Below are 21,647 nucleotides of genomic sequence, written 5' to 3'. Positions count from 1 at the left end.
AAGGGCCTCATCGCCGGCAAGCCGGCTCCTACAGATCAGGGTAACAGGGTCAGATAACGAAACGCGCCACCATCCCATTCAAGTCCACCGCCAGGCGCGACAGTTCATGGCTGGCCGCACTGGTCTGGTTGGCACCGGCCGCCGACTGGGTCGCCAGGTCGCGGATGTTCACCAGGTTGCGGTCGACTTCGCGGGACACCTGAGCCTGCTCTTCCGAAGCGCTGGCGATCACCAGGTTGCGTTCATTGATCAGGCTGATGGATTGGGTGATCTGCTCCAAGGCCACACCGGCGGCGCGGGCCATTTCCAGGGTGTCCTGGGTACGCTGGTTGCTTTGCTGCATCGATTGCACGGCTTCACCGGTGCCGTTCTGGATGCCGGCGACCATTTTCTCGATTTCCTGGGTCGACTGCGCGGTGCGATGGGCCAGCGCGCGCACCTCGTCGGCCACCACGGCAAAGCCACGCCCGGCTTCACCGGCACGGGCCGCTTCAATGGCGGCGTTGAGCGCCAGCAGGTTGGTCTGCTCGGCAATCGCGCGGATCACGTCCAGCACTTTGCCGATGTCGCGGCCTTGGGTGGCCAGGCCTTCAATCATCGCGGCGGTATTTTGTACGTCTTGGGTCATGGTCTGGATCGCGCCGACGGTTTCCACCACACGGTCGCGCCCTTCACGGGCAGCCTGGTTGGACTGGCTGGACGCTTCGGAGGTGGACACCGCGTTGCGCGCCACTTCCTCCACCGCCGCCGTCATTTCGTTGACCGCCGTGGCGGCCTGATCGATTTCATTGTTCTGTTGTTGCAGGCCTTTGGAGGCTTCTTCGGTGACCGCGCTCAATTCTTCCGCTGCCGAGGCAAGCTGAGTGGCCGAGCCGGCGATCTGCTGGATGGTCTGGCGCAGGTTGGCCTGCATGGCCGCCAAGGCGCCGAGCAAGCGCGCCGGTTCGTCCTTGCCGTCGTCTTCGATGGCTTTACTCAGGTTGCCACCGGCGATGGTTTCGGCAACCTCCACGGCTTTGCGCAGCGGCGTGACAATGCTGCGGGTCAACAGCCACGCCAGCAGCACGGTGAGCAATGCAGCAGCTACGGAAACTGCAATGACGCCGGTGATCGCGCCGTCGTAACTCTGCCCGGCTTCAGCGTCAGCAGTCTTGGCATCGGCCGCGTTGATGGCGATGAGCTTGTTCAGTTGCTCGCCCATCTGGTCGGTGCCGTCCTTGATGCGGCTGTTGATCAGCGCGCGCATCTCATCCACTTTGCCCTGCCTGGATAGCGCGAGCATGTCGGCCTGGGCCTTGAAGTAGTTGTCCAGCGTGACCACGAAGGTTTTGTACAGCGCGGCTTCTTCCGGGCCGGCAGGTAGGGCCGCGTAGCTGGCTTGGGCCGTCTTGACCTTGTCGGCGAGCACGCCCATGCGGGTTTCAGCCTCTTGCAGGCTGGCAGGTTCGCGGTTGACCAGCACACGGAACGACAGGATGCGCAGGCGTAGCACGTTCTCGGTGATGATGCCCAACGAGGTCACGCTGGGCAGTTGGGTCGCGGTCATGTCCACGGAGGATTGGCGAATCTGTGCCATGCGGTTGACCGCAAACACCCCCAGTAAAACCACTAACAACGCAATGAATGCAAAACCGAGAAACGCTCGAGGGGCAATATTCAACTGGCGCAGGGACATAGGGGGTGCTCTCAGAAGTAGTGTTTGCGAGCGTCCCTGCTGCGAAACGATCAGTCGGCGTCAACGCGCCGCTCTGACCTGTGGTCACCACTGTTGTCGTTGGTATGTGGGCCTATCCTCGATATCGGCAGGGCCTGGGGTTTCCCGCAGGTCATTCATAAATATTTTTTTACACTTCTGACGACCGGCGCTTTCTGGCATCCTGCGCCTCCATTTTCTGACCCGAGCCCGTATTTTGTCTGACGCTCAAGCCCCCCGCCCGCGCTATAAATCCGACCTGATCTACGGCCTGGAAGACCGCCCGTACTTCACCGCGGCGATTTTTGCCGCGTTGCAGCACGTGCTGGCAAGTTTTGTCGGGATCATCACGCCCACGCTGATCGTCGGTGGCGTGCTGGGCCTGGAAAGCGAAGTGCCGTACCTGGTGAGCATGGCGCTGTTTGTGTCGGGGCTCGGCACCTTTGTGCAGGCGCGCAAGTTCGGCCCGATCGGTTCCGGGCTGTTGTGCCTTCAGGGCACCAGCTTTTCCTTTATCAGCGTGATTCTCAGCGCGGGTTTCATGGTCAAGGCCCGGGGCGGCGGCACCGATGAGATTCTCTCGACAATCTTTGGCATCTGCTTCTTCGCCGCGTTTATCGAGGTGGTGCTGAGCCAATTCATCGGTAAGTTGCGCAAACTGATCACCCCGGTGGTCACTGGCACCATCATTACCTTGATGGGTTTGTCGCTGATCAAAGTGGCGGTCACCGACATGGCCGGCGGTTTCGGCGCCAGCGACCTCGGCGCCGCCAGCAATATGGGCCTGGCGGCGCTGGTGTTGCTGACTATCGTGGTGCTCAACCGCTTCAATAACCCGTTCCTGCGCCTGGGCTCCATCGTGATCGGCCTGACCCTGGGTTTTGTCGTGGCCTGGCTGATGGGGCGTGTGGATATGGCCGCATTGCCCCAGGTGCCCCTGATCAGCGTGCCGGTGCCGTTCAAATACGGTTTCTCGTTCGACTGGGTGGCGTTTATCCCGGTGGCGGTGATCTTCCTGATTTCGCCCCTGGAAGCGGCCGGTGATCTGACCGCCAACTCGATGATTTCCCAGCAGCCGGTCAAGGGTCCGCTGTACATCAAACGCATCAAGTCGGGCCTGCTGGCCGACGGCCTCAACTCGGCGATGGCAGCCACCTTCAACAGCCTGCCGATGGTGACTTTCGCCCAGAACAACGGGGTGATCCAGTTGACCGGCGTGGCCAGCCGCTATGTGGCGTACTTCATCGCCGGCCTGCTGGTGTTGCTGGGGTTGTTCCCGATGATCGGCGCGGTGTTGCAACTGATGCCCAAGCCGGTGCTGGGCGGCGCGACCCTGATCATGTTCGGCACCGTGGCCGTGGCGGGCATCAAGATCCTCGCCGAAGCCGGGCTGCACCGCCGCAATGTGCTGATCGTGGCGATTTCCCTGGGCATGGGCCTGGGCGTGGCCGCCGTGCCGGAAGTGTTGCGCGACCTGCCCAAGGCGCTGCACAACATCTTCGAGTCGCCGATCACCGTGGGGGCTTTCTGTGCAATCCTGCTGAACATTTTCCTGCCGGAAGAGTTCATAGAGCTGGAAGAAGATGAATTTGATCCAGAGTCCTCGACCCTCAAAGTGATGCAGGACCCGGACGTCACCAAATAGGAGCACTTATCGATGCGCAAGCTCATGGTTCTATCGCTGTTGCTGCTGACCCTGAGCGCTTGCGCGCTGTTCCCCAATCGTGACCCGGTGAACATCAACGTAGTGGGCATCGAGCCCCTGCAAAGCCAGGACCTGGAAGTGCGCTTCGCCGTGAAGCTGCGGGTGCAGAACCCCAATGAGACGGCGATCGACTACAACGGCGTGGCCCTGGACCTGGAGGTCAATGGCCGGCCGCTGGCGTCAGGGGTGAGTGATCAACGCGGTTCCATCCCACGCTTTTCCGAGACTGTGCTGATGGTGCCGGTCAGTGTTTCGGCGTTTTCGGTGCTGCGCCAGACCCTGGGCCTGAGCCAAACGCAGAGTTTGAGCAACCTGCCTTATGTGCTGCGGGGCAAACTGGCGGGTGGGCTGTTTGGCACGATGCGCTTTGTTGACCGTGGCACGCTGGACTTGCCGAATACTGCCACCTGGTAAACGCTATGCAACCAACATTGCTGACTTGTGGTTGTGGCGAGCGGGCTTGCCCCGCGTTGGGGCGCGAAGCGGCCCCAAAACCTTACAATTCGGTATCGCGGTAATCCTGAAAGGGGCTGCTTCGCAGCCCAACGCGGGGCAAGCCCGCTCGCCACAGAAGCCCGCTCGCCACAGGAGTGTTTTAGTCGGTGATGTAGCGCACGCCCGGTTTAGCGCGCTCATCTACCACCAGTTCGAAAATATCCGGCCGGGCGTAGTGCCCTACTACATCGTAGTCATACCGTGCGCGCACCAGATCCTCCGTGTTGATTTGCGCCGTCAACAGTCCGGCCTCTCCCAGCAACGGTCCCGCCAGAATGTCGCCCATGGGCCCGATAATCACGCTGCCACCCGCGATCAACGGGCGTTCGGCTGGCCAATTGGCGACCTCCATCCCCAGCGCCTCCGGAGAGGCCTGCACCTGGCAAGCACTCACCACAAAGCAACGCCCTTCATGGGCCACATGGCGCATGCTCACCTGCCACATCTCGCGCTCGTCCACCGTCGGCGCGCACCATATCTCCACGCCCTTGGCGTACATCGCCGTGCGCAGCAACGGCATCATGTTTTCCCAGCACACTGCACCGCCGACACGTCCCACCGCCGTATCAATCACCGGCAGGGTCGAGCCGTCGCCCTTGCCCCAGATCAGCCTTTCTGTACCAGTGGGCATGAGCTTGCGGTGCTTGGCCACCAGCCCACCCGCCGGCTCGAAATACAGGACGGTGCAATACAGCGTGCTACCACTGCGCTCGATTACGCCGAGTACCAAGCTGGCGCCGGAGCGCGCCGACAGCCCAGCCAGCGCCTCCGTTTCAGGGCCAGGGACATCGATGGCATTGGCAAAATAGCGAGCGAAGGCTTCACGCCCTTCCGGCAGGCGGTAACCCAGTTGCGTGCCAAACCCTTCGCCCTTGGGATAGCCACCGAGCAACGCCTCCGGCATCACCACCAGTTGCGCACCGCTACGAACGATTTCGCCTTCATAGCTGAGAATTTGCGCCAGGGTTTCAGCCTTGCCGCCGGGCAAGGAACCGATTTGCAACGCGGCCACAGTAGAAACAGGCATCACGATCACTCCAAAGTCAGGGGTTGCCCATTCTCCCGCCAGCCTCGATCATGAATAAAGCCCACTTCAGTGCTGAATGATATGAGCCAGATCAATATCGCCCAGGTCGATCTCAACCTGCTGAAAACCTTCGAGGCCTTGCATGACGAATCCAGCGCCAGCCGCGCCGCCTTGCGCCTGGGCGTGACGCAGTCGGCCATCAGTGCAGGCTTGCGGCGTTTGCGCGAGGTGTATGGCGATCAATTGTTTGTGCGCACCGGGCGTGGCCTGGCGCCGACCTTGCGGGCCAACCAGTTGAAACCGCTGATCAGTGAAGCACTGGATCGCTGCCGACAGAGCCTGGCCATGGTCGATCCGGCCAACCAGCAGTATCAGGGGCGCTCCGTAGTGCTGGGGCTGTCGGATGATTTCGAGATTGCCTATGGGCGCCGCCTCATGGAGGAAATCGCACGACGGGCGCCGAAACTACGGGTGATTTTCCGCCAGACCCATAGCCAGATCGTCGCAGGCGCCCTGCTCGACCGCACCTTGGATCTTGCGATCACAGCCGGTGGCTTTGCCCAGGGCCGACTGAGCCGCCAAGTACTGGGAGAAGGCGATTACCGCTGCCTGGTGGACTCGGATCAGGCCAGCATCAGCCTGGAGGAGTTCGTCACTCGCGAGCACGTACTGGTGTCGTCAGGCGGATTCATAGGGATTACCGATGAGGGTTTAGCGGCGCAAGGGCTGAGCCGACAAGTGTGTGCGTCCACCAGCCACTTCGCCGCGCTGCCTTTTCTGCTCAAGGGCAGCCAGGCGGTGGCGACCATTCCCGGTCACGCCGCCGAGGCGATCGGCGCGATGACCGGGCTGCGGGTACTGGCTTGCCCTGTGGCTCTGCCGCGCTACCCAGTGGAACTGGGTTGGCGCACACAGGCGCAGCTCGATCCGTTGTTGCTGAAAGTGCGTGAAGCGACTGTGGCGAGCTTTACTTAGCCGCCGCCATCAACTTGTTGACCTCACTGCGTACCATGTTGGAAAACTCCGGCGGCGACATGCCGTCGAGTTCGGCGCGCACCCACTCGGCCCACTTGCCCTTGCGCTTGGCGCGCTCACCGAACAAGCGGGCCGCTTCGCCCTTGGCCTTGCCCAGGTTGGTTTGCCACAGGTCGTAGAGGCGGGACTTTTCATCTTCCAGCTCGGCGCGTTCGGCGAGGGTCTTGTTGGCCAGATTGAAGCTCATGTTGAGTTACCTGCTGCACAAATAGGCGACATCTTACACTGTAGGTCGAATTTTCCTGATCCGGATTTTGCTCGAAACGGCCGGTCGGCAAAAAAACTGCAACTTTTGCCAACGCCCGACACTCCATTGTTCACTGTCACATTCACTCGCAAGGAGTCACACAATGGCCCGCAAAACTGCTGCCCAAGCCGTCGAAGACCAAATCAAGGACCAAGCCTTCAGCGAACTCACCGCGCTGATCGAAGAATCGGACAAACTGCTCAAAAGCAGCGCCTCCCTGGTCGGCGAGGAAGGTGAAACCCTGCGCGAGCAGGTAGCCATCAAACTCAAGCAAGCGTTGGATTCGGTGTCCAGCGTGCGCGAACGTAGCAAGCCGGTAGTCGATGCAACCGAAACCTACATCGGTGGCCACCCATGGCAGACCGTGGCGATTTCCGCCGGATTTGGCCTGGTCGTAGGCCTGCTGCTCGGCCGTCGTAACTGAAACAATCGGGGCTGCGCAACTGGCGCAGCCCCGTTCAATCTTCGGCCAGTGCCTGCAACTGCCTAAGATCTTTCGTGTCCATTTCAATACCTGTCTGCTGGGACTTCGCCCGTGTGCGATGACGTCGATCCCCCGGCAACCGCCGCAACCCCGCTGCATGCATCTGCCGCACCAGTTCCTGGCTGCGCTCGGCGAAGCTCTGTCCGGCGGTTTTGCTCGGGTCGATCACAATCACCAATTGGCCTGTCCAAGGCGTACGTGCCCCGGGATGCTCCGACCAATTGAACTCGAATGAAAAGTTGCCGCCCGTCAATGCTGCTGCCAGCAACTCGACCATCATCGACAGCGCCGAGCCCTTGTGCCCGCCAAACGGCAACAATGCCCCGCCTTCAAGAATGGCCTTGGGGTCCTGGGTCGGCTGACCCAGGCTGTCGACGCCCATGCCCGGTGGCAGGCGCTCGCCTTTGCGCGCGGCAATCTGCACGTCGCCGTGGGCGATGGCGCTGGTGGCGAGGTCAAACACAATGGGAGGGCCGTCCGCCCGAGGTGCAGCGAACGCGATCGGGTTGGTGCCGAACAACGGCCGGTCGGCGCCATGGGGCACCACACAGGTCATGCTATTGACCACGCTCAGCGCCACCAGGCCTTCTTCGGCAAAGGGCTCAACGTCTGGCCACAACGCGGCAAAGTGATGGGAGTTGTGAATGGCCAACAGCGCAATACCAGCACTGCGGGCCTTGTCTACCAACAGTGGCCGGGCTGCAGCCAGCGCCGGTTGGGCAAAACCATTCGCCGCATCCACCCGCACAAAACCACTGGCAACGTCTTCAACGACGGGCACTGCCTTGCCGTTGACCCAACCACTGTTCAACGTCGACACATAGCCAGGCACGCGAAACACCCCGTGGCTATGGGCCCCGTCACGCTCGGCGCTGGCGCAGTTCTCGGCCAGTACCTGAGCCACCGATTCAGACGTGCCGTGGCGCACAAAGATGCGCTGCAACAGCCGCGTCAATGTCTCGTAGCTGAGGTGCGTGGTTGAAGCGTCGTGATCCAAAGGCGATGCAGACATCGGTAGCTCCCGTTTAATTATTGGAAGGGGCACTGCGTACGAATAATCGGCAGTGACGATTAAACAGTGTTTCGCGCGTGGCTGTCGACCACGACACGCGGCCCGGCGTGTCAAACATATCTACTGCCGCTCCCTGGGACGACGACTCTAGGCTCACGACTTCTCGGGCGGGCCATGTGCACCGCCTCAACACCTTTGAGGTCTACCCAATGAGTCAGGTACCACCACCCTATTTTTTTCCTGAGGTCCTGCGTTCAGCCTGGAAGGAGCGCGATCGCGAACGACATTTCGGAATCAGCGCCAACGACAGGGAGTTTCTGCGCAGCTTGCCTTTGAGCAGCAATGAGGAGCGACGCAAGCAAGTTCTCCCGATGATCGCCCAGACGCTTTGGCTGAATAAAAACAGCCCCGCGGAGTTGGAACTGGTGGGCAGTTTCATGATGAGTTCAACAGGCACCTACACCAGCGCCTTTCTCTACACACCGTATGGCGGTCTGGAAAAATTTGAAAGTCGAGCGCTATTACTCAGTGAGCTGACTGAGCGCTTCAAAACGCCGGCCAAGGCCGATGAACTCTTGCAGTTTATTGCTCTGGGCACACGTTCAGGATTGAGGCTGCCTCGCACCCTGCTGCTGACGCCTGTGGATATTGAGGGCGATGTATTTGACGAACAGAAAGCCGCGATCGACCACCAGCAAACGCTCAACCTGCAAGCCGTGCTCGCCGAGCTGGTGAAATTACCCAGCCTCGACACGATGCTCCAGGCGCTCCTCACAGCCGTGTTTCACTCACTCTTCCCCAGGCTTGACCCCAACCGGACCCGAGTCAATTTCTTTAAATTACCACCCACGGAAGGGGAACCGCGGCAATGGGTCAGTTCGCTGTCGATCAGCGCGGCGCTCTTGATGATTTACCGTCAGCAAACCTGGCCGGTGGGCCAAACCCGCGAGTTCTTTAATCCCCAATCCATCACCGCCTCCAACGACGCAACCCGCTGGGAAGGCGGCCTGAAACAGGCATCAGAACAATTATCATCGTTCTTGCAAAATGCCCTTGAGACGTTCTGGAACACAGAGTCGCCAAACGGCACCTCACGTCGCGAACTCCTGGCGCACACCATGGAGCACAAGGCCCGAATCGATCTATTGCTCAAACGCCAGAGTGAGATCATCACACCTGAACAAGCCGATGAACTGGCCGCCCTTTACCACGCCAACGGAGCGCCGCGCACGCAAGCCAGTGACGGATTACGCTTTGAGACGGTGCGGTTCTGGGAGCACGCCTCTCATTTCGTCGAGCTGAGCAGTTCGGTGATGATCGCGAATGCGCATACCTGGTTTTACTCGCCGCCCAAGGGATTGCAGGTACTGGCCGATCACGATGACCTGATTCAGTTCTTAAAGGCAATGGTCAAGGCGCCCGCCTACGAAGACGATGCCTACAACTTCCTGTCCCTGGAGGAGCGCCTGTTGTTTATCGGTTTTACCCAACCATCAGTCAGCGGCAACCTGATTGACGGAAACGTATTTGAACACCTGGTGGAGGGCATCATCGACAAACAGCGGCAAAACCTGATCTACGTTCTCGGACAGTTCCGACGTGAACGCGGCGACATCAACCTTTCGGCACTGCTGGATCACGCCATGGACGTGCGCTTCATGGTCGATGACAAGCTCTTGACGCTGGACACTGAACACCGCTGGACCACCCACTCTGTGTTGGCTGATCCTCTTCGACCCATTTCGGTCGCGGCTAAACGAGCGGAGCAGTTGCATAAACAGCTGATTGATATCCCACACGCGCTGGAAAACCTGATCAAACCACTGCCGTCCATCATCACGCCGCTGGCAGAGGCCTTGGCAAGCCGCGAACGACAGGCACTCGACCCGGCACGGGTGTTCATCAATCGCTACACCGAAGCGGCGGTCCCCTACCCCCTTGTGGCGCCATTGGAAAGCCAAAGCCTGGTGGATCACTTCGCCAAGCGCCTGGCCGAAGGGCTTGGCCCGGTGGCTGAAACCCCGCATTACGGCGTTTACAAGCCAGACCACACCGCCTATGGGCAACAACTGAATCGTGTGGACGTCAAAACACTCAACCGGATCGTCAATCAAGTGTTGGCCCACTACAAAGAGCATCCTATCCACGACATCCCCCGCAAACACCTCCAGGACCTGCTGCCGCAGATGGAGACCATGATGTCCAACGCGATACGCAACCAGGCCTATCTGCGACGTCTCAACAAGACACTGGATGCCAGGGACGATGCGATCATTCAAGCCGTGTTTGACCCCTTCAACCCTGACCGTCGTCGACGGGAGGACCTGGAAGGGTTTATCCCGGATGTCTATCACATCACCGTCCAACGCGATGAAGAAGCACTGCGCCACAGACTGGCCAGTTGCCTGATGATCACCGAGCGCGGCGGGCTTGATCACCATCATTCGGGCCACGCGATTCTCTGGACGCCGGCCTGGGGCCTGGAAACCTTCGTGTCTCCAGCCGTGGCAAAACAGCAACTTGAGGAGCGCCTGAAAGACCCCACCGCATGCTTGGCACTGTTGGATAATCTTGATCCGCGTCTACGCCAGCCGCATGCCAACTACACCCTTGGGGCATTCTGGCTGATCACCGAACCGATCAGCGAAAACCGCCAGCAGTCCTGGATCGACCACTACATCGCCCAACGGGCCCATTGGCTGGCACAGAAACCCACCGGCAAAGCACTATTGAAGCTTATGGCGGTGCTGCCTACCCCTGTCCTTGGGGGAGCGGCACAGCTCGCCCATCATTTTGTCGCACAACGCTCGCTACCCGCCTGGCTGGGCATGGCAAGCCCTGCTGAACAGCAGCACCATGCTGAGCTGCTTGAGCAATATCGGCTCAATACCCAGGATGAAAAAGACTATCTTTACGAGCTTTTCTCATTGCGCCAGCAGGTTCACGACAAACTGAACGATATGCTGGTGGACTATTCCGTTTACCCGGAAGACGTCTTTATCACGCCACGGCTCTCCTTGGGCGGTCAACAACAGAACCTTACCGACTACGCACTGGCTCACATCAACGAGCAGGCGAGTTCCTTTACCGTGGAGTCAAGCGCAACGCAACTGACTGAATCGACGATCCGGCAACTCCTGCTCAAATTGAACATCGCCCAGGTCGCTCACGATTACCTGAAAGAGAAACTGGCGCCCGACCAACCAGGCGCACTGGAGCGTGAGCTGCTTTTTATCCGGCAATTGCCGTGGCAACTGTTGCAACACGCCCATGCGCTAAAACTGCAAGAGCGGCTATCGGAGACGGGCTACAACCTGATTCAGCAGGTCGTGGACATGCCGGACGCCATCGCACGGGCCACAATCGCAGGTGCAACCGCGACCATTCGTCCCCTTGAGATGATCGCCACACCAGGTGCCAGCATCGCCAAGGCGCTTGGGCTTTACGTGATCAGCGCAGGTGCCACTGGGCCGTTGATTCTCTACGCGCCTTACTACCCAGGCCAGTGCTTCATGGAGTTTGAAAATCTTGCGCAGTTTCTCACCCATCTGAATGTTCCTGGCAAACTGCAAGACTGGATCACCGCCCACCTGGAGGGCGCTGACAAGACGAAATATAAAAATCTACTGGCCAGCACCGCGGGTGCCACCTCCGAAATCACCTTGGCCAATCAACCGATCAAAGGCCACGCCATCAAGCAGCTTTATCAGGACAACCAGGTGGTGATGGGGCGAATGCTTAACGCTCAGCAAGACCCCGATGGGCAGAGCCGTTGGGACACCATCAAAAGTCTCTTGAGCAGCGGCGTGCAGATCTCCGTGCAATTCTTGCCAGGAAAACTGCGGATACCGGTTCTGATCTGGCAGAGCTATAGACTGTTCAAGGACTCTGCCGAGGCCCTGCAACAGCATCATTGGCGGGATGCATTGCGTTCGTTCATTTTAGGTCTTGCGACGATGGCGGGGCTGGGGCTACTGATGCGCGCGCCAGTGCCCAAGGCACCTCCCCCAGCCTACGAGGAAGTTAACGCAAGCGACCTTGGCACTGCCAACACCGTCGTTGCACCGACCGTCAAGGACATCGACGTGACCGACCCCAGGCGCACGCGTCTGCAATACTTCGAGACCCGTCAGGTGGCGTTGCAAGACTTGCAAAAGCAAGCGGGAACAGGCCTCTTCGCGACCGCGGACGGCAAGACGCTTTACGGTGCCGTGGAGGGCAAGGTCTACCCGATCAAGAAAACCCCACAACTGCGGATCGCCGACCTGCCTGCCAACAGTGATGGCCCGTTGCTTTCCAGCTCCCCTCACCAGCAAATGGTGCTTGATCCGGATCATCACCCACTGCGATACGGCCAAGTCATCACGCGGCTAGGTAATGATTTCGTGAGCCGCTTGAGCGCCGGGCTGGACATGAATATCGAAGCCAGTGGCATGGAAGAGGTTCGCCGGCTCTACCCGACCAAGGCCTGGCAAATTATCGAGGCACTGGATATCGCAAGAACTTATGCATTACGTGCAATGCATAACATGGCCCAACTCCAAAAGCGGGCTAAAGGCACACGCATAGAGGGGATCCTGAAGAGAGTTTTTGATGTCGGACATATTGACACGGGCATCCGAAAAAAAGTGTACGACGCCATCACCCCCCTGTGCATAGCGTTGCAAGACCCCGACCTTGACGGATGGGACATGTCACGTTTCGTGGTTGGCGCAAGAAGACAGACGTCGCAACAGGTGGTCGCATTCGTCGTCGATGGCGACAAAAAGGAACGGGTTTTTTTTACCGATCTGTTCTTTGATCAACGAATCTTGCAACACAAGTACGCAAATCTATTGACCGCCCCCTTCAACATTGCAGGCCATGCGCGAGCATCCACATTGATCCACGAGTTCTCCCACCTCTACTCGCGTACCGAAGATATCTGCTACACCGAAGCCCGTCGGCCGTTCCTGGACCTGATCGATACCAGGACTAAGAGAGGGAGGGACGAACACACGATGTTGGAGGACTTTCAGAGTAACATCCTGTCACTGCGCACACCGTTTCGTCAGCTGTTCTCGCGATGGTTCCCTAGTTCGGGTAGCTCCAGTGGCTCCGGTGGCTCCGGTAATTGGGTGACTATGGACTCTGCCAACTCCGATGACCTGGCCGCCAAGGCCATCATGGAAACCACAGCCACAACAAGTATCAATGACGCCCGTATAGCATTTTTGAGCACCACATCAGCCGAAAAACGCATTGACATAATCCTGCGCAACGCCGACTCCGTTGCCCGGCTTATTTGTGAAATGGGGCGTGAGCTCGACCCTTGATAAGTCGACCCATTGGATCCAGGAGCCCTGGAGGGCTCCCGGCAGGCAGCGTCAGTCTTTCTGATCTCGCAAGATATTGCCCGATGCGCCATCAATGCGCGCTTCATAGACCGTGCCATCGGATTTGCGCCCTTTGACCTCCCAATAGCCATTGTCGTCAGCTTCGGCGGCGTAGACCTCCACATAACCGGCCTTGGTCTTGGCGACTTCGATGGCCTTTTCAATGGTAATCCAGCCCGCCCCCGGTTTATCCGCCAAGGCAGCGCCAGCACTGAGCAGAGCGGTGGTTGCACACAACGCGACTAAGGTTTTCTTCAGCATTTTCGTTCTCCATGGTGGGAATGTCCTGAATTTTTTAGGTGCTCTCAAACGAGAATAAGTTCCAATTGATGTGCAATCGCCATGACGGCTGTTCTCGCCGCCCGCGTGCGGAGGTTAGAATGTGGGAAATCAGGATGAGTCAATGACCGAAAAGTCCCTTTCAGAAGCCGAATACGACGCCATCACCGACGCTGCCGCGCATTGGTGCATGCGCCTGCACGCGGGTGATTGCACCACGGGTGAACGTCAGGCTTTTGAACAGTGGCACGATTCCCATCCGCTGCATGCCTTTGAATACGCGGCGATGCTGGAGATCTGGGACGTTGCCGACCACCTCCCCCGCCACGAACCCACGCCGGTCGTAGTGCCGTTCAAACCCCGCAGCCGCTTACGCACCTACGCCGTGGCGGCGGCGATTTGCCTGGCCGCCCTGCCCCTGGCAGCCTTCACCGGTTGGGAAGCCGGCTGGCTGCCCAGCTCCTATGAACGCTACGATGCCGCCAATGGTCTGCGCCAGATCACCTTGGGTGATGGCAGCCAGGTAGAGCTGAACCTGGGCACCGAGTTGGTCTACAGCAACTACAAGGACCAGCGCCGTATCACGCTGAAAAAAGGTGAAGCGTTCTTCAACGTCAGTCATGACAGCGCCCACCCCTTTGTCGTGCACGCCGGCGAAGGCCAGGTGCGGGTCACGGGCACTCAGTTCAACGTGTGGAAGTATGAAGACCAGGTGCGCGTGATGCTGCTCGAAGGTTCGGTGCAGATCTCCAGCGACAAAGTGCATGGCAGCGTGCCGCTCACTCCCGGCATGCAGGCCAACTACCAACAAGGCGATGCCACGCCGCGCGTAAGGGCGATCACCCCCAATGACACTGCGCTGGCCTGGCGCCAGGGCAAGTTGATCCTCGACAACCTGGCCCTGGCCGACGCGTTGCCGCTGATCAACCGCTACCTGAGCAAACCGGTGATGCTGGCCGACGCCAACACCGGCACGATTCGCATCGGTGGCATCTACAACATCAACGAGGTCAACAACCTCGTCCCCTCCCTGCCCAAGGTTTTGCCGGTCTACCTGACCCAGAACCAGGACGGCAACCCTGTACTCAACGCCATCCCGCGTAAAACGCCGAAAAGCTGAGCCGCTGCACACAGCGGTGGGCTTCGCCACGCCTGAAGTGTCCGTTTTTTTAACACCCCCCTGCCCTGAAGCGCCCATGCGTAGCGGATTCATCGTTTCGTCATCGGTGGTGTTACAGCGCTGATACAACCGAGTGAAGCGTTTGCGCAGTGGCTGGCGAGGTGCGAATGGCTGGGGTGCTGTTTCATGCCTGAAACAGCGTTGCCATCACTTTGCCCATCAATATCTTCAAGACCTTGAATAACAACACAAAATAAAAAGCGGCACGGCTTCTGCTCTATCCCTTACAGCGCTGTTTAGGGTCAGCGCGAAGAATAAGGAATGCCGCCGTGATCACACTCACTCAAGGTTCGATGCAGGTACTGCTGATCAGCTGTGTACTCAGTACCAGCATCAGTGTTCCAGCCCTGGCGGGTGACGGCGTGATCGTGACAGGCCGCGACGTACAAGGCCACATGTATGGCCGAGCTTCCTTTGGCCCCGATCCTTATCCCCAGACCGCCAATGTCAATCCAAGCCGAGAAATCAACAGCGCCCTCTCGGGCGAACTGACCGACCGTGACTTCGGAAACATCAATAGCGGCTTGGGTATCACTCGCGCCATGCAGCCCAACGGCAATCTCACCGGTTTGAGTGCCACACAAAACAGCATGTCCACCTTGGGGGCTGGCGCAGCCGCCAGCCGCTCGGGGGGCAGCGGCAGCATGGGTGGGCAGATCAGCGACTCGATCCAGCGTGGCCTGGCGCCCCTCAACAACATCGGCAGCATGATGGGGGGCAAATAATGAACCGTTCCCTGCTCATTCTGGCCCTGCTGGGCAGCGCTTCGGCCATGGCCGACAACACGGCCGTGATCAACAACAGCGGCAAAGACTACCGCGGCAACCTGATGGTCAACCAGGCCGCGGGCAATCAACAGCAAACCGCCAACAACCGCGCCGTCGCGCTCGGCGGCCAGGCGACCACCAGCAATATCCAGAGGGTGGACGGCAACGTCGACCCGTCCATGAACGCCAAGGCGGCGATCGAGGGCACTTCTTTCAGCAATGGCAACGGCATGGTGGGTATCAACCAGTCCGCCGGGGCCAACAACCAATTAGTCAATGCCGTGCGGATCAGCGTCAACCCTGGCCCGCAAGCCATCGACGACAGCGTCCTGTTGCAACAGAACACGACGACGCTGGCAACCGACTCAGGGCTCACCCCCACCACTGGCAGCCGCCAGGTCGTGACAAGCGACCAGGCCTTCACCGGCAGCCGAGGAGTGATTCAGGTGAACCAGAGTGCTGGGGTGGGGAACCGAGTGGCTAACACCCTGGGCATCACTATCAAGTAACTGCTTGGTAGCACTAGTTAGACCGTACCAACACTTAACCAACTAATTAGAAGCAAGGAGAAACACCATGAAACCTCAAATGGCTCTGAAACCAATGGTTTTCGCTCTCGCCGCACTCATGGCTGCTGCTGCTCAAGCAGGTGGCTGGCACCCTGCGCCTCAACCGACCGGTGTGGTTGCCTCCGTGGTTACGGATGTACAAAACAGCGTCGGTAACAAGTTTGATGATACAAAAACCGAAAACAACGCCTCTGCCGACGGTTCGGTCACCTACAACAGTGGTAACACCGGCGCCAACATTCAGGGCGGCACTGGCAACGAGGCCGATAACTCTGGCGCCATCTCCAGCGCCAAAGGCGACTTTGCGACCGTGTTCGCTGTAGTCGATGTGAATCAAAACAGCGCGCTGAACAACTTCGTAAACAAAGGCACCCAAAACAACGCTTCCCTGGATAACTCCGTTAACCATAACTCCGGCAACGTGGGTTACAACGGCCAGGCAGGTCAAGGCAACCAAGGCAAAAACAACCTGGCAATCACCACGGCTGATGGCAAAAACATCGCAGCGGCTGCCAACACCGAGCAAAACTCGCTCGCCAACAACTACCTCAACACCGCTGCCACCGGGTACGGCCATCATGGCGGCAAACCTCAATACGTTTCGAACAACGCCAGTGCTGACAACTCGATCAACAACAACTCCGGCAACATCGGTGTGAACCTGCAATCCGGTGCCGGCAACCAAGCCAGCAACAGCCTATCTGTAGGCCAAGGCTGCAGCGTCTGCTCCAGCGGCGTGCGCTTCTGATCCAACGGGGCCTTGGCAACAAGGCCCTTTTTATTTCAGTGTCCATCAGGTCAGACGATCATGCGCCTCGCGACCCTCACCCTCTTGATGCTGCTCACCGGCCCGACCTGGGCAGGCACCATGGCGATCTCCGCCATGCCTGGCGGTGCAGTCATCTACAAGAAGGTCGAGAGCATCCGTGAACGCCGGTTCGCCAACCTGGTGGAACAGAAAACCGATTTCAGCTGCGGTGCTGCGGCACTCGCCACCATCCTGCGCCAGGGTTATTGGCTGGACGTCGACGAAGCTCACGTGATCAAAGGCATGCTGGTCAATGCAGACCAGGACCTGGTACGCACCCAGGGCTTTTCCATGCTGGACATGAAGCGCTACCTCGAAAGCATCGGCATGCGTGCCCGGGGCTACAAGATCGGGCCAGACACCCTGGTGACCGTGAAAATCCCTGTGGTGGTGCTGTTGGAGATTCGTGGCTACAAGCACTTCGTGGTACTTCAGCGCGCGGACAAGGATTGGGTCTATATCGGCGACCCAGTACTGGGCCACAAACGCTATTCACATGACGACTTCATCAAAGGTTGGAATGGCATCGTCTTCGCCGTGCTGGGTGAAGGTTACGACAAGGCCAACGCCCTGCTCGCCCCACCCATGCCACTGACCGCCAAGAACCAGTTGAATGAGTTCAGGCCTGTCGGCGATGCCGAGCTGATGGACTTCGGTTTCATCCAGAGCGACTTCTTCTAAGAAGCGCAATAAGGGGCAGGACGCTCCAGGAGCAGAAGATGAACACTTCCCGTTGGCTGACGGTCTTGTGTCTGGCAGCCTCAATGCCCGCTTATGCTTCATCGGCGTTCAAGCCGATCGAACTCAAGGACTCGGAAATGGCCGAGCTGCGCGGCCGTTATGTGATGCCGGGGCGGATTATCAGCTTCGGTATTGTCATGAGCAGCACCTGGACCAACGCCGTGGGTGACACCATCACTGGCAAGGCCAGCATGCAAGTCGACTCTTCCACCATCACCCCTCAATTTTACGTGCAGACCACCGGTTCGACAGGCACGGGCACCAACCCCAATACTGGCACCGGTAATGTCAGCGGAGGCGCCGGCCTGGGCTCAGGCACAGGCGTGACCCAAAGCGTGCGCACCGCCGGCGACGGCAACACCGCCTACAACAATGTCGGCATTAACGTCACCGAGAACGGCTTCGCGCCCTCCAACGCTGTGCAATCCGGAAAAGTACTGGTTGCCGGCGGCACCGTCACCGGTGACAGCGCCGCAGGCCGTGTGAGCGTATCGGCCAACAATGGCGGCTTGCAGATGGCGATTCAGGGCAACCACAACCAAGGCAATAGCCTCCAGCAGATTGGCGGCGGCCAGGTGCTGCAAGGCACCGTCTTGACGGGTGACAGAAACTTCGTCAGCAACATGACCCAACTCAATGTGGTGATGAATAACGGGCTGAACAACCCGGCATTGAATTGCAATCTGGATCAACTCAAAGGCCTACGCACTCTCGGTTATTGAACTACGCTGACCCTCGACACTTACGCATTAGAAAAGGACGGCTTATTTCATGCATCGATCGTTATCGCTACGTGCGGTGGTCTGTTTAAGTACGCTCTTGCCCGCATCCGTTCTGTATGCCGCGCCAGATGCCGATATCGAGACCCTCAAACAGGAGCTTCTGGAACTCAAGCAGCGGTACGAAGTGCAGCAAAAAGCCTTGGCAGTGTTGGAGCAACGGGTGCGTCAGGTGGAGGATCAACCGGCAGCCCCGCCACCGAAACGCCTGGCAAAATCCCCAGCCGACTTCCAGAAAGCCAGCGGCGCCACCGTCGCCGGTACTGGTGCGGCAGCGGCATCCGGTGGTGCGGGCGGCGGCGGCAGTTCCTACGGCCAGTCGCTCAAGGATGATTCGGCGCCGGCGCAGAGCGTGAGCAACCTCTACAACGAAGCCAGCGGTTTCTTTGGCAACGGCAAGTTCAGCTTTGAAACCGGTATTACCTACGCGCGCTACGATGCACGCCAGCTCACGCTGAACGGTTTCCTGGCGCTGGACTCGATCTTCCTCGGCAATATCAACCTGGATCGAATCAAGGCGGATAACTGGACGCTTGACCTGACCGGTCGCTATAACGTCGACAACCGCTGGCAGTTCGACGTGAACGTGCCGGTGGTATACCGCGAATCGACCTACCAGTCCGGCGGTGCGGGTAACAACGCCAACGCCACCTCGGAAGAATCGGTGAGCCGCGACCCGACCATCGGCGACGTCAACTTCGGTGTGGCCTACAAGTTCCTGGATGAAACCCCCACCCTGCCCGATGCCGTGGTGTCGGTACGCGTCAAGGCGCCGACGGGTAAAGAACCGTTCGGCATCAAACTGGTGCGCTCAACCGCCAACGACAACCTGTATGTACCGGAAAACCTGCCGACGGGTAATGGTGTGTGGTCGATCACCCCGGGGATCTCGCTGGTCAAGACCTTCGACCCGGCGGTGCTGTTCGGCTCGTTCTCCTACACCCACAACTTCGAAGAGTCGTTTGATGACATCAGCAGTGACGTCAACCAGAAAGTCGGCGGCAAAGTCAGCCTGGGCGACAGCTTCCAACTGGGCGTCGGCGTTGCCTTTGCGCTGAACGAGAAGATGAGTATGTCGTTCTCGGTGTCCGACCTGATCCAGCGTAAAAGCAAGCTCAAGCCGAATGGCGGGGACTGGCAGTCGGTGGTGTCCAGTGATGCCAACGCCGGTTACTTCAACGTGGGCATGACGATTGCGGCGTCGGAAAACCTGACGATTGTGCCGAACCTGGCGATCGGCATGACGGATGATGCGCCGGACTTTACGTTCAGTCTGAAATTCCCGTACTACTTCTAACCACAAACGCTGTAGGAGCGGGCTTGCCCGCGAAGCCCCCCCACCATGACGCGTGGTGCCAGGATAAATGCGGTGCCATTGCGTTTTTCGCGAGCCAGCTCGCTCCTACAGGTCTTCGGAGCAAGGAAAAGCCCCGCAACGATAAGGGTCGTTGCGGGGCTTTTCGGTTTACCCGCCCTAGCGGATCTGGTGTTTGTGCAGCAACCGGTAGAACGTGGGCCGGGAAACTCCCAGTACACGGGCTGCGACACTCAGGTTGTCGCTGTGCCGATTGAGCACATCGCACAGCGCCTGGCGTTCGGCGCGGTGTTTATAGTCTTCCAGTGTAGCCATCGGCGGCGAAATTGCCTGTTGACCATGCAATCCCAGATCAACGGCTTCTATCTGGCGCCCTTCGGCCAGTACCAGGCCGCGACGGACGCGGTTGGCCAGCTCGCGGACATTACCCGGCCAGGCATGATCACCCATGGCAACCAGCGCATCGTCACTGAAGCTGCGCGGGCGGCGGCCGGTCTCCTGGCTGTAGAAACGTGAGAAATGATTGGCCAGCATCGCAACGTCGCCATGCCGATCGCGCAAAGGCGCCGTGACCACTTGCAGGACATTGAGGCGGTAATACAGATCTTCGCGAAAGGTGCCCTTCTCTACCGCTGCTTCCAGGTCGACGTGAGTGGCCGCCAATACCCGCACATCCACGGGAATCGGTTGGCTGCCGCCGACGCGTTCAATTTGTTTCTCCTGCAGAAACCGCAGCAGATTGGCCTGCAACTCCATCGGTAAATCGCCGATTTCATCGAGGAACAACGTGCCACCGTTGGCGGCTTCGATACGCCCGACCTTGCGCTGATGGGCGCCGGTAAAGGCGCCCTTCTCATGGCCGAACAATTCGGATTGGATCAAGTGTTCAGGAATCGCCCCGCAGTTGATCGCCACAAACGGCTTGGCGTGACGTTGGGATTGGCGATGCAGGGTCTTGGCCACCAGTTCTTTGCCGGTGCCGCTGTCGCCGCGAATCAATACCGGAGATTCGGTGGGTGCGAGCTTGGACAATAACTTGCGCAGTTCGCGGATCGGTCGACTGTCCCCCAGCAACTCGTGCTCGGGCTCATCCACCGGCATATGGCCCTTGCCGCGCAGGCGCGCCATGCCGAACGCGCGGCCCAGGGTGACCTGCACACGGGCCACATCGAAGGGCAAGGTATGGAAATCGAAAAACCATTCGCAGACGAAGTCACCCACGTTCTGCAGGCGGAGCACGTCCTGGCTGAGTACGGCGATCCATTCAGTGCCGCTGCGGCCGATCAGTTCCTTGACCGCTTCCGGACGCTCCAGGTGGTAGGGCTGCAGGCGCAGCAGCCCGACATCGCAGGATCGGTCGCCCACGGCCTCCAGCGTACAGCTATCCACCTCCCACCCGGCGGTGCGCAAACCAGGCAATAGCCCATGGCAGTCGTCACAGGGGTCGACCACGAGCAAGCGACGCTGCACAGGTGTAACAACCATGACTATTCCTTGGCGTCAAAATTGTTAAAGTTATTTAGAAACAACGGTTTGTGACGCCTGGCGCTAACACTAGCAAGGTCTTGACGCGGTCCTTGTACCGTTTCGCTATAAGTCTGGGCAAAAAGCCATCGCGCTACGCTTAGCGCAAAAAAGTTCAGGGTTGCCGAAACTTTCATTCAGCTTTCAAAACAGCCGCTTACATGACATTAATCACTAAACATCGAAAATAGTTGCTCTAACATGTGACCCGTACCCCGCCATCGTGCATCAGTACAAGTAACCCGCCGCACGGTCAGCCCAACCGCCGGCACTCACTTGAATGGGCAATGAGAGAGAACCCCACATGAACGCCCCGCTCCGCATCAACGAAGCTCTTTTGATCGCAGACCGTGCCTTCCAGCCCTTTCAGTGCGTGGCCTGGCATGACGGCAATGGCGCCCTCAGCCTGAGCGTCATCGACCGCACCAACAACCGTATCGGCAGCAAACAACTGTCTTCGAGCGCTTATACCGACCCGGCACAACTGGAAGACCTGCTGTTGCAGGCCCGTGCCGAACTCGATAAAAGTGGCTACCAGTTGCAATCCTGGGCAATGCCGAAGTAATCCAACACCGCAACTTGCGCTTATCGGTTTAGAGAGGCGCAAGTTCA

General features: G+C 59.0%; 19 protein-coding genes. 13 read left to right on the top strand and 6 right to left on the bottom strand.

All coding sequences use genetic code 11. The features are described 5' to 3' along the window. Positions 1-49: 49 nt before the first annotated feature. Positions 50-1,675, bottom strand: a complete 1,626-nt coding sequence (locus tag CI807_RS20325) for a methyl-accepting chemotaxis protein (protein ID WP_095015933.1) — start codon at positions 1,673-1,675, stop codon at positions 50-52. Positions 1,676-1,910: 235 nt separating this feature from the next. Between CI807_RS20325 and CI807_RS20320 the strand changes: the two genes are divergently transcribed. Continuing rightward, a complete protein-coding gene (locus CI807_RS20320; RefSeq protein WP_095015932.1) occupies positions 1,911-3,338 on the top strand; it encodes a nucleobase:cation symporter-2 family protein in 1,428 nt (475 codons plus the stop codon). 12 nt (positions 3,339-3,350) lie between these two features. Continuing rightward, the gene (locus tag CI807_RS20315; protein WP_095015931.1) at positions 3,351-3,812 is read left to right on the top strand and encodes an LEA type 2 family protein; all 462 of its coding nucleotides are present in this window, start codon (positions 3,351-3,353) and stop codon (positions 3,810-3,812) included. 181 nt (positions 3,813-3,993) lie between these two features. On the opposite strand, the gene CI807_RS20310 is transcribed toward CI807_RS20315, so the two are convergent. Beyond that, positions 3,994-4,920: a carbon-nitrogen hydrolase family protein gene (locus tag CI807_RS20310; protein WP_095015930.1), complete on the bottom strand. Its 927-nt coding sequence runs from the start codon at positions 4,918-4,920 to the stop codon at positions 3,994-3,996. A gap of 81 nt (positions 4,921-5,001) precedes the next feature. Here CI807_RS20310 and CI807_RS20305 point away from each other — a divergent pair, with 81 nt between their 5' ends. Further along, positions 5,002-5,895: a LysR family transcriptional regulator gene (locus CI807_RS20305; RefSeq protein ID WP_095015929.1), complete on the top strand. Its 894-nt coding sequence runs from the start codon at positions 5,002-5,004 to the stop codon at positions 5,893-5,895. Here CI807_RS20305 and CI807_RS20300 read toward each other — a convergent pair. After that, the gene (locus tag CI807_RS20300; RefSeq protein ID WP_003190904.1) at positions 5,888-6,142 is read right to left on the bottom strand and encodes a hypothetical protein; all 255 of its coding nucleotides are present in this window, start codon (positions 6,140-6,142) and stop codon (positions 5,888-5,890) included. The two genes, CI807_RS20305 and CI807_RS20300, sit on opposite strands and share 8 nt — an antisense overlap. A gap of 163 nt (positions 6,143-6,305) precedes the next feature. On the opposite strand from CI807_RS20300, the gene CI807_RS20295 reads away from it, so the two are divergent. Further along, on the top strand, positions 6,306-6,626 hold the full coding sequence (locus tag CI807_RS20295) for a YqjD family protein (RefSeq protein ID WP_095015928.1): 321 nt from the start codon (positions 6,306-6,308) through the stop codon (positions 6,624-6,626). A 34-nt stretch (positions 6,627-6,660) separates the two neighbouring features. Here the strand turns inward: CI807_RS20295 and CI807_RS20290 are convergent, their stop codons facing one another. After that, positions 6,661-7,698: an Ldh family oxidoreductase gene (locus CI807_RS20290; RefSeq protein WP_095015927.1), complete on the bottom strand. Its 1,038-nt coding sequence runs from the start codon at positions 7,696-7,698 to the stop codon at positions 6,661-6,663. Between the two features lie 176 nt (positions 7,699-7,874). On the opposite strand from CI807_RS20290, the gene CI807_RS20285 reads away from it, so the two are divergent. After that, a complete protein-coding gene (locus CI807_RS20285; protein ID WP_256578551.1) occupies positions 7,875-13,013 on the top strand; it encodes a M35 family metallopeptidase in 5,139 nt (1,712 codons plus the stop codon). Positions 13,014-13,064: 51 nt separating this feature from the next. Here the strand turns inward: CI807_RS20285 and CI807_RS20280 are convergent, their stop codons facing one another. After that, a complete protein-coding gene (locus CI807_RS20280) occupies positions 13,065-13,334 on the bottom strand; it encodes a PepSY domain-containing protein (protein ID WP_016979404.1) in 270 nt (89 codons plus the stop codon). A gap of 142 nt (positions 13,335-13,476) precedes the next feature. Between CI807_RS20280 and CI807_RS20275 the strand changes: the two genes are divergently transcribed. The 7 genes from CI807_RS20275 (at position 13,477) to CI807_RS20245 (ending at position 19,493) form a co-directional block, all read left to right on the top strand. Then, a complete protein-coding gene (locus CI807_RS20275) occupies positions 13,477-14,472 on the top strand; it encodes a FecR family protein (protein WP_095015925.1) in 996 nt (331 codons plus the stop codon). A gap of 329 nt (positions 14,473-14,801) precedes the next feature. Then, on the top strand, positions 14,802-15,257 hold the full coding sequence (locus CI807_RS20270) for a hypothetical protein (protein ID WP_095015924.1): 456 nt from the start codon (positions 14,802-14,804) through the stop codon (positions 15,255-15,257). Next, the gene (locus tag CI807_RS20265; protein WP_095015923.1) at positions 15,257-15,808 is read left to right on the top strand and encodes an adhesin; all 552 of its coding nucleotides are present in this window, start codon (positions 15,257-15,259) and stop codon (positions 15,806-15,808) included. The genes CI807_RS20270 and CI807_RS20265 overlap by 1 nt, the downstream gene beginning before the upstream one ends. A 67-nt stretch (positions 15,809-15,875) precedes the next feature. Continuing rightward, on the top strand, positions 15,876-16,616 hold the full coding sequence (locus tag CI807_RS20260) for a hypothetical protein (protein ID WP_095015922.1): 741 nt from the start codon (positions 15,876-15,878) through the stop codon (positions 16,614-16,616). A 60-nt stretch (positions 16,617-16,676) separates the two neighbouring features. After that, complete coding sequence (locus tag CI807_RS20255; RefSeq protein WP_095015921.1) at positions 16,677-17,357, top strand: C39 family peptidase; 681 nt, start codon at positions 16,677-16,679, stop codon at positions 17,355-17,357. Positions 17,358-17,395: 38 nt separating this feature from the next. After that, complete coding sequence (locus CI807_RS20250; RefSeq protein ID WP_095015920.1) at positions 17,396-18,139, top strand: hypothetical protein; 744 nt, start codon at positions 17,396-17,398, stop codon at positions 18,137-18,139. 49 nt (positions 18,140-18,188) lie between these two features. Beyond that, positions 18,189-19,493: a hypothetical protein gene (locus CI807_RS20245; protein WP_016979411.1), complete on the top strand. Its 1,305-nt coding sequence runs from the start codon at positions 18,189-18,191 to the stop codon at positions 19,491-19,493. Positions 19,494-19,670: 177 nt separating this feature from the next. Here the strand turns inward: CI807_RS20245 and CI807_RS20240 are convergent, their stop codons facing one another. Continuing rightward, positions 19,671-20,996, bottom strand: a complete 1,326-nt coding sequence (locus CI807_RS20240; protein ID WP_095015919.1) for a sigma-54 dependent transcriptional regulator — start codon at positions 20,994-20,996, stop codon at positions 19,671-19,673. 343 nt (positions 20,997-21,339) lie between these two features. Here CI807_RS20240 and CI807_RS20235 point away from each other — a divergent pair, with 343 nt between their 5' ends. Then, positions 21,340-21,600, top strand: coding sequence for a hypothetical protein (locus tag CI807_RS20235; RefSeq protein WP_033897462.1), 261 nt, complete (start codon positions 21,340-21,342; stop codon positions 21,598-21,600). Positions 21,601-21,647 lie beyond the last annotated feature (47 nt).

Source organism: Pseudomonas sp. NS1(2017), from assembly GCF_002269425.1.
Lineage (GTDB): Bacteria > Pseudomonadota > Gammaproteobacteria > Pseudomonadales > Pseudomonadaceae > Aquipseudomonas > Aquipseudomonas reactans.
This window is presented reverse-complemented; position numbering and strand designations above follow the sequence as displayed.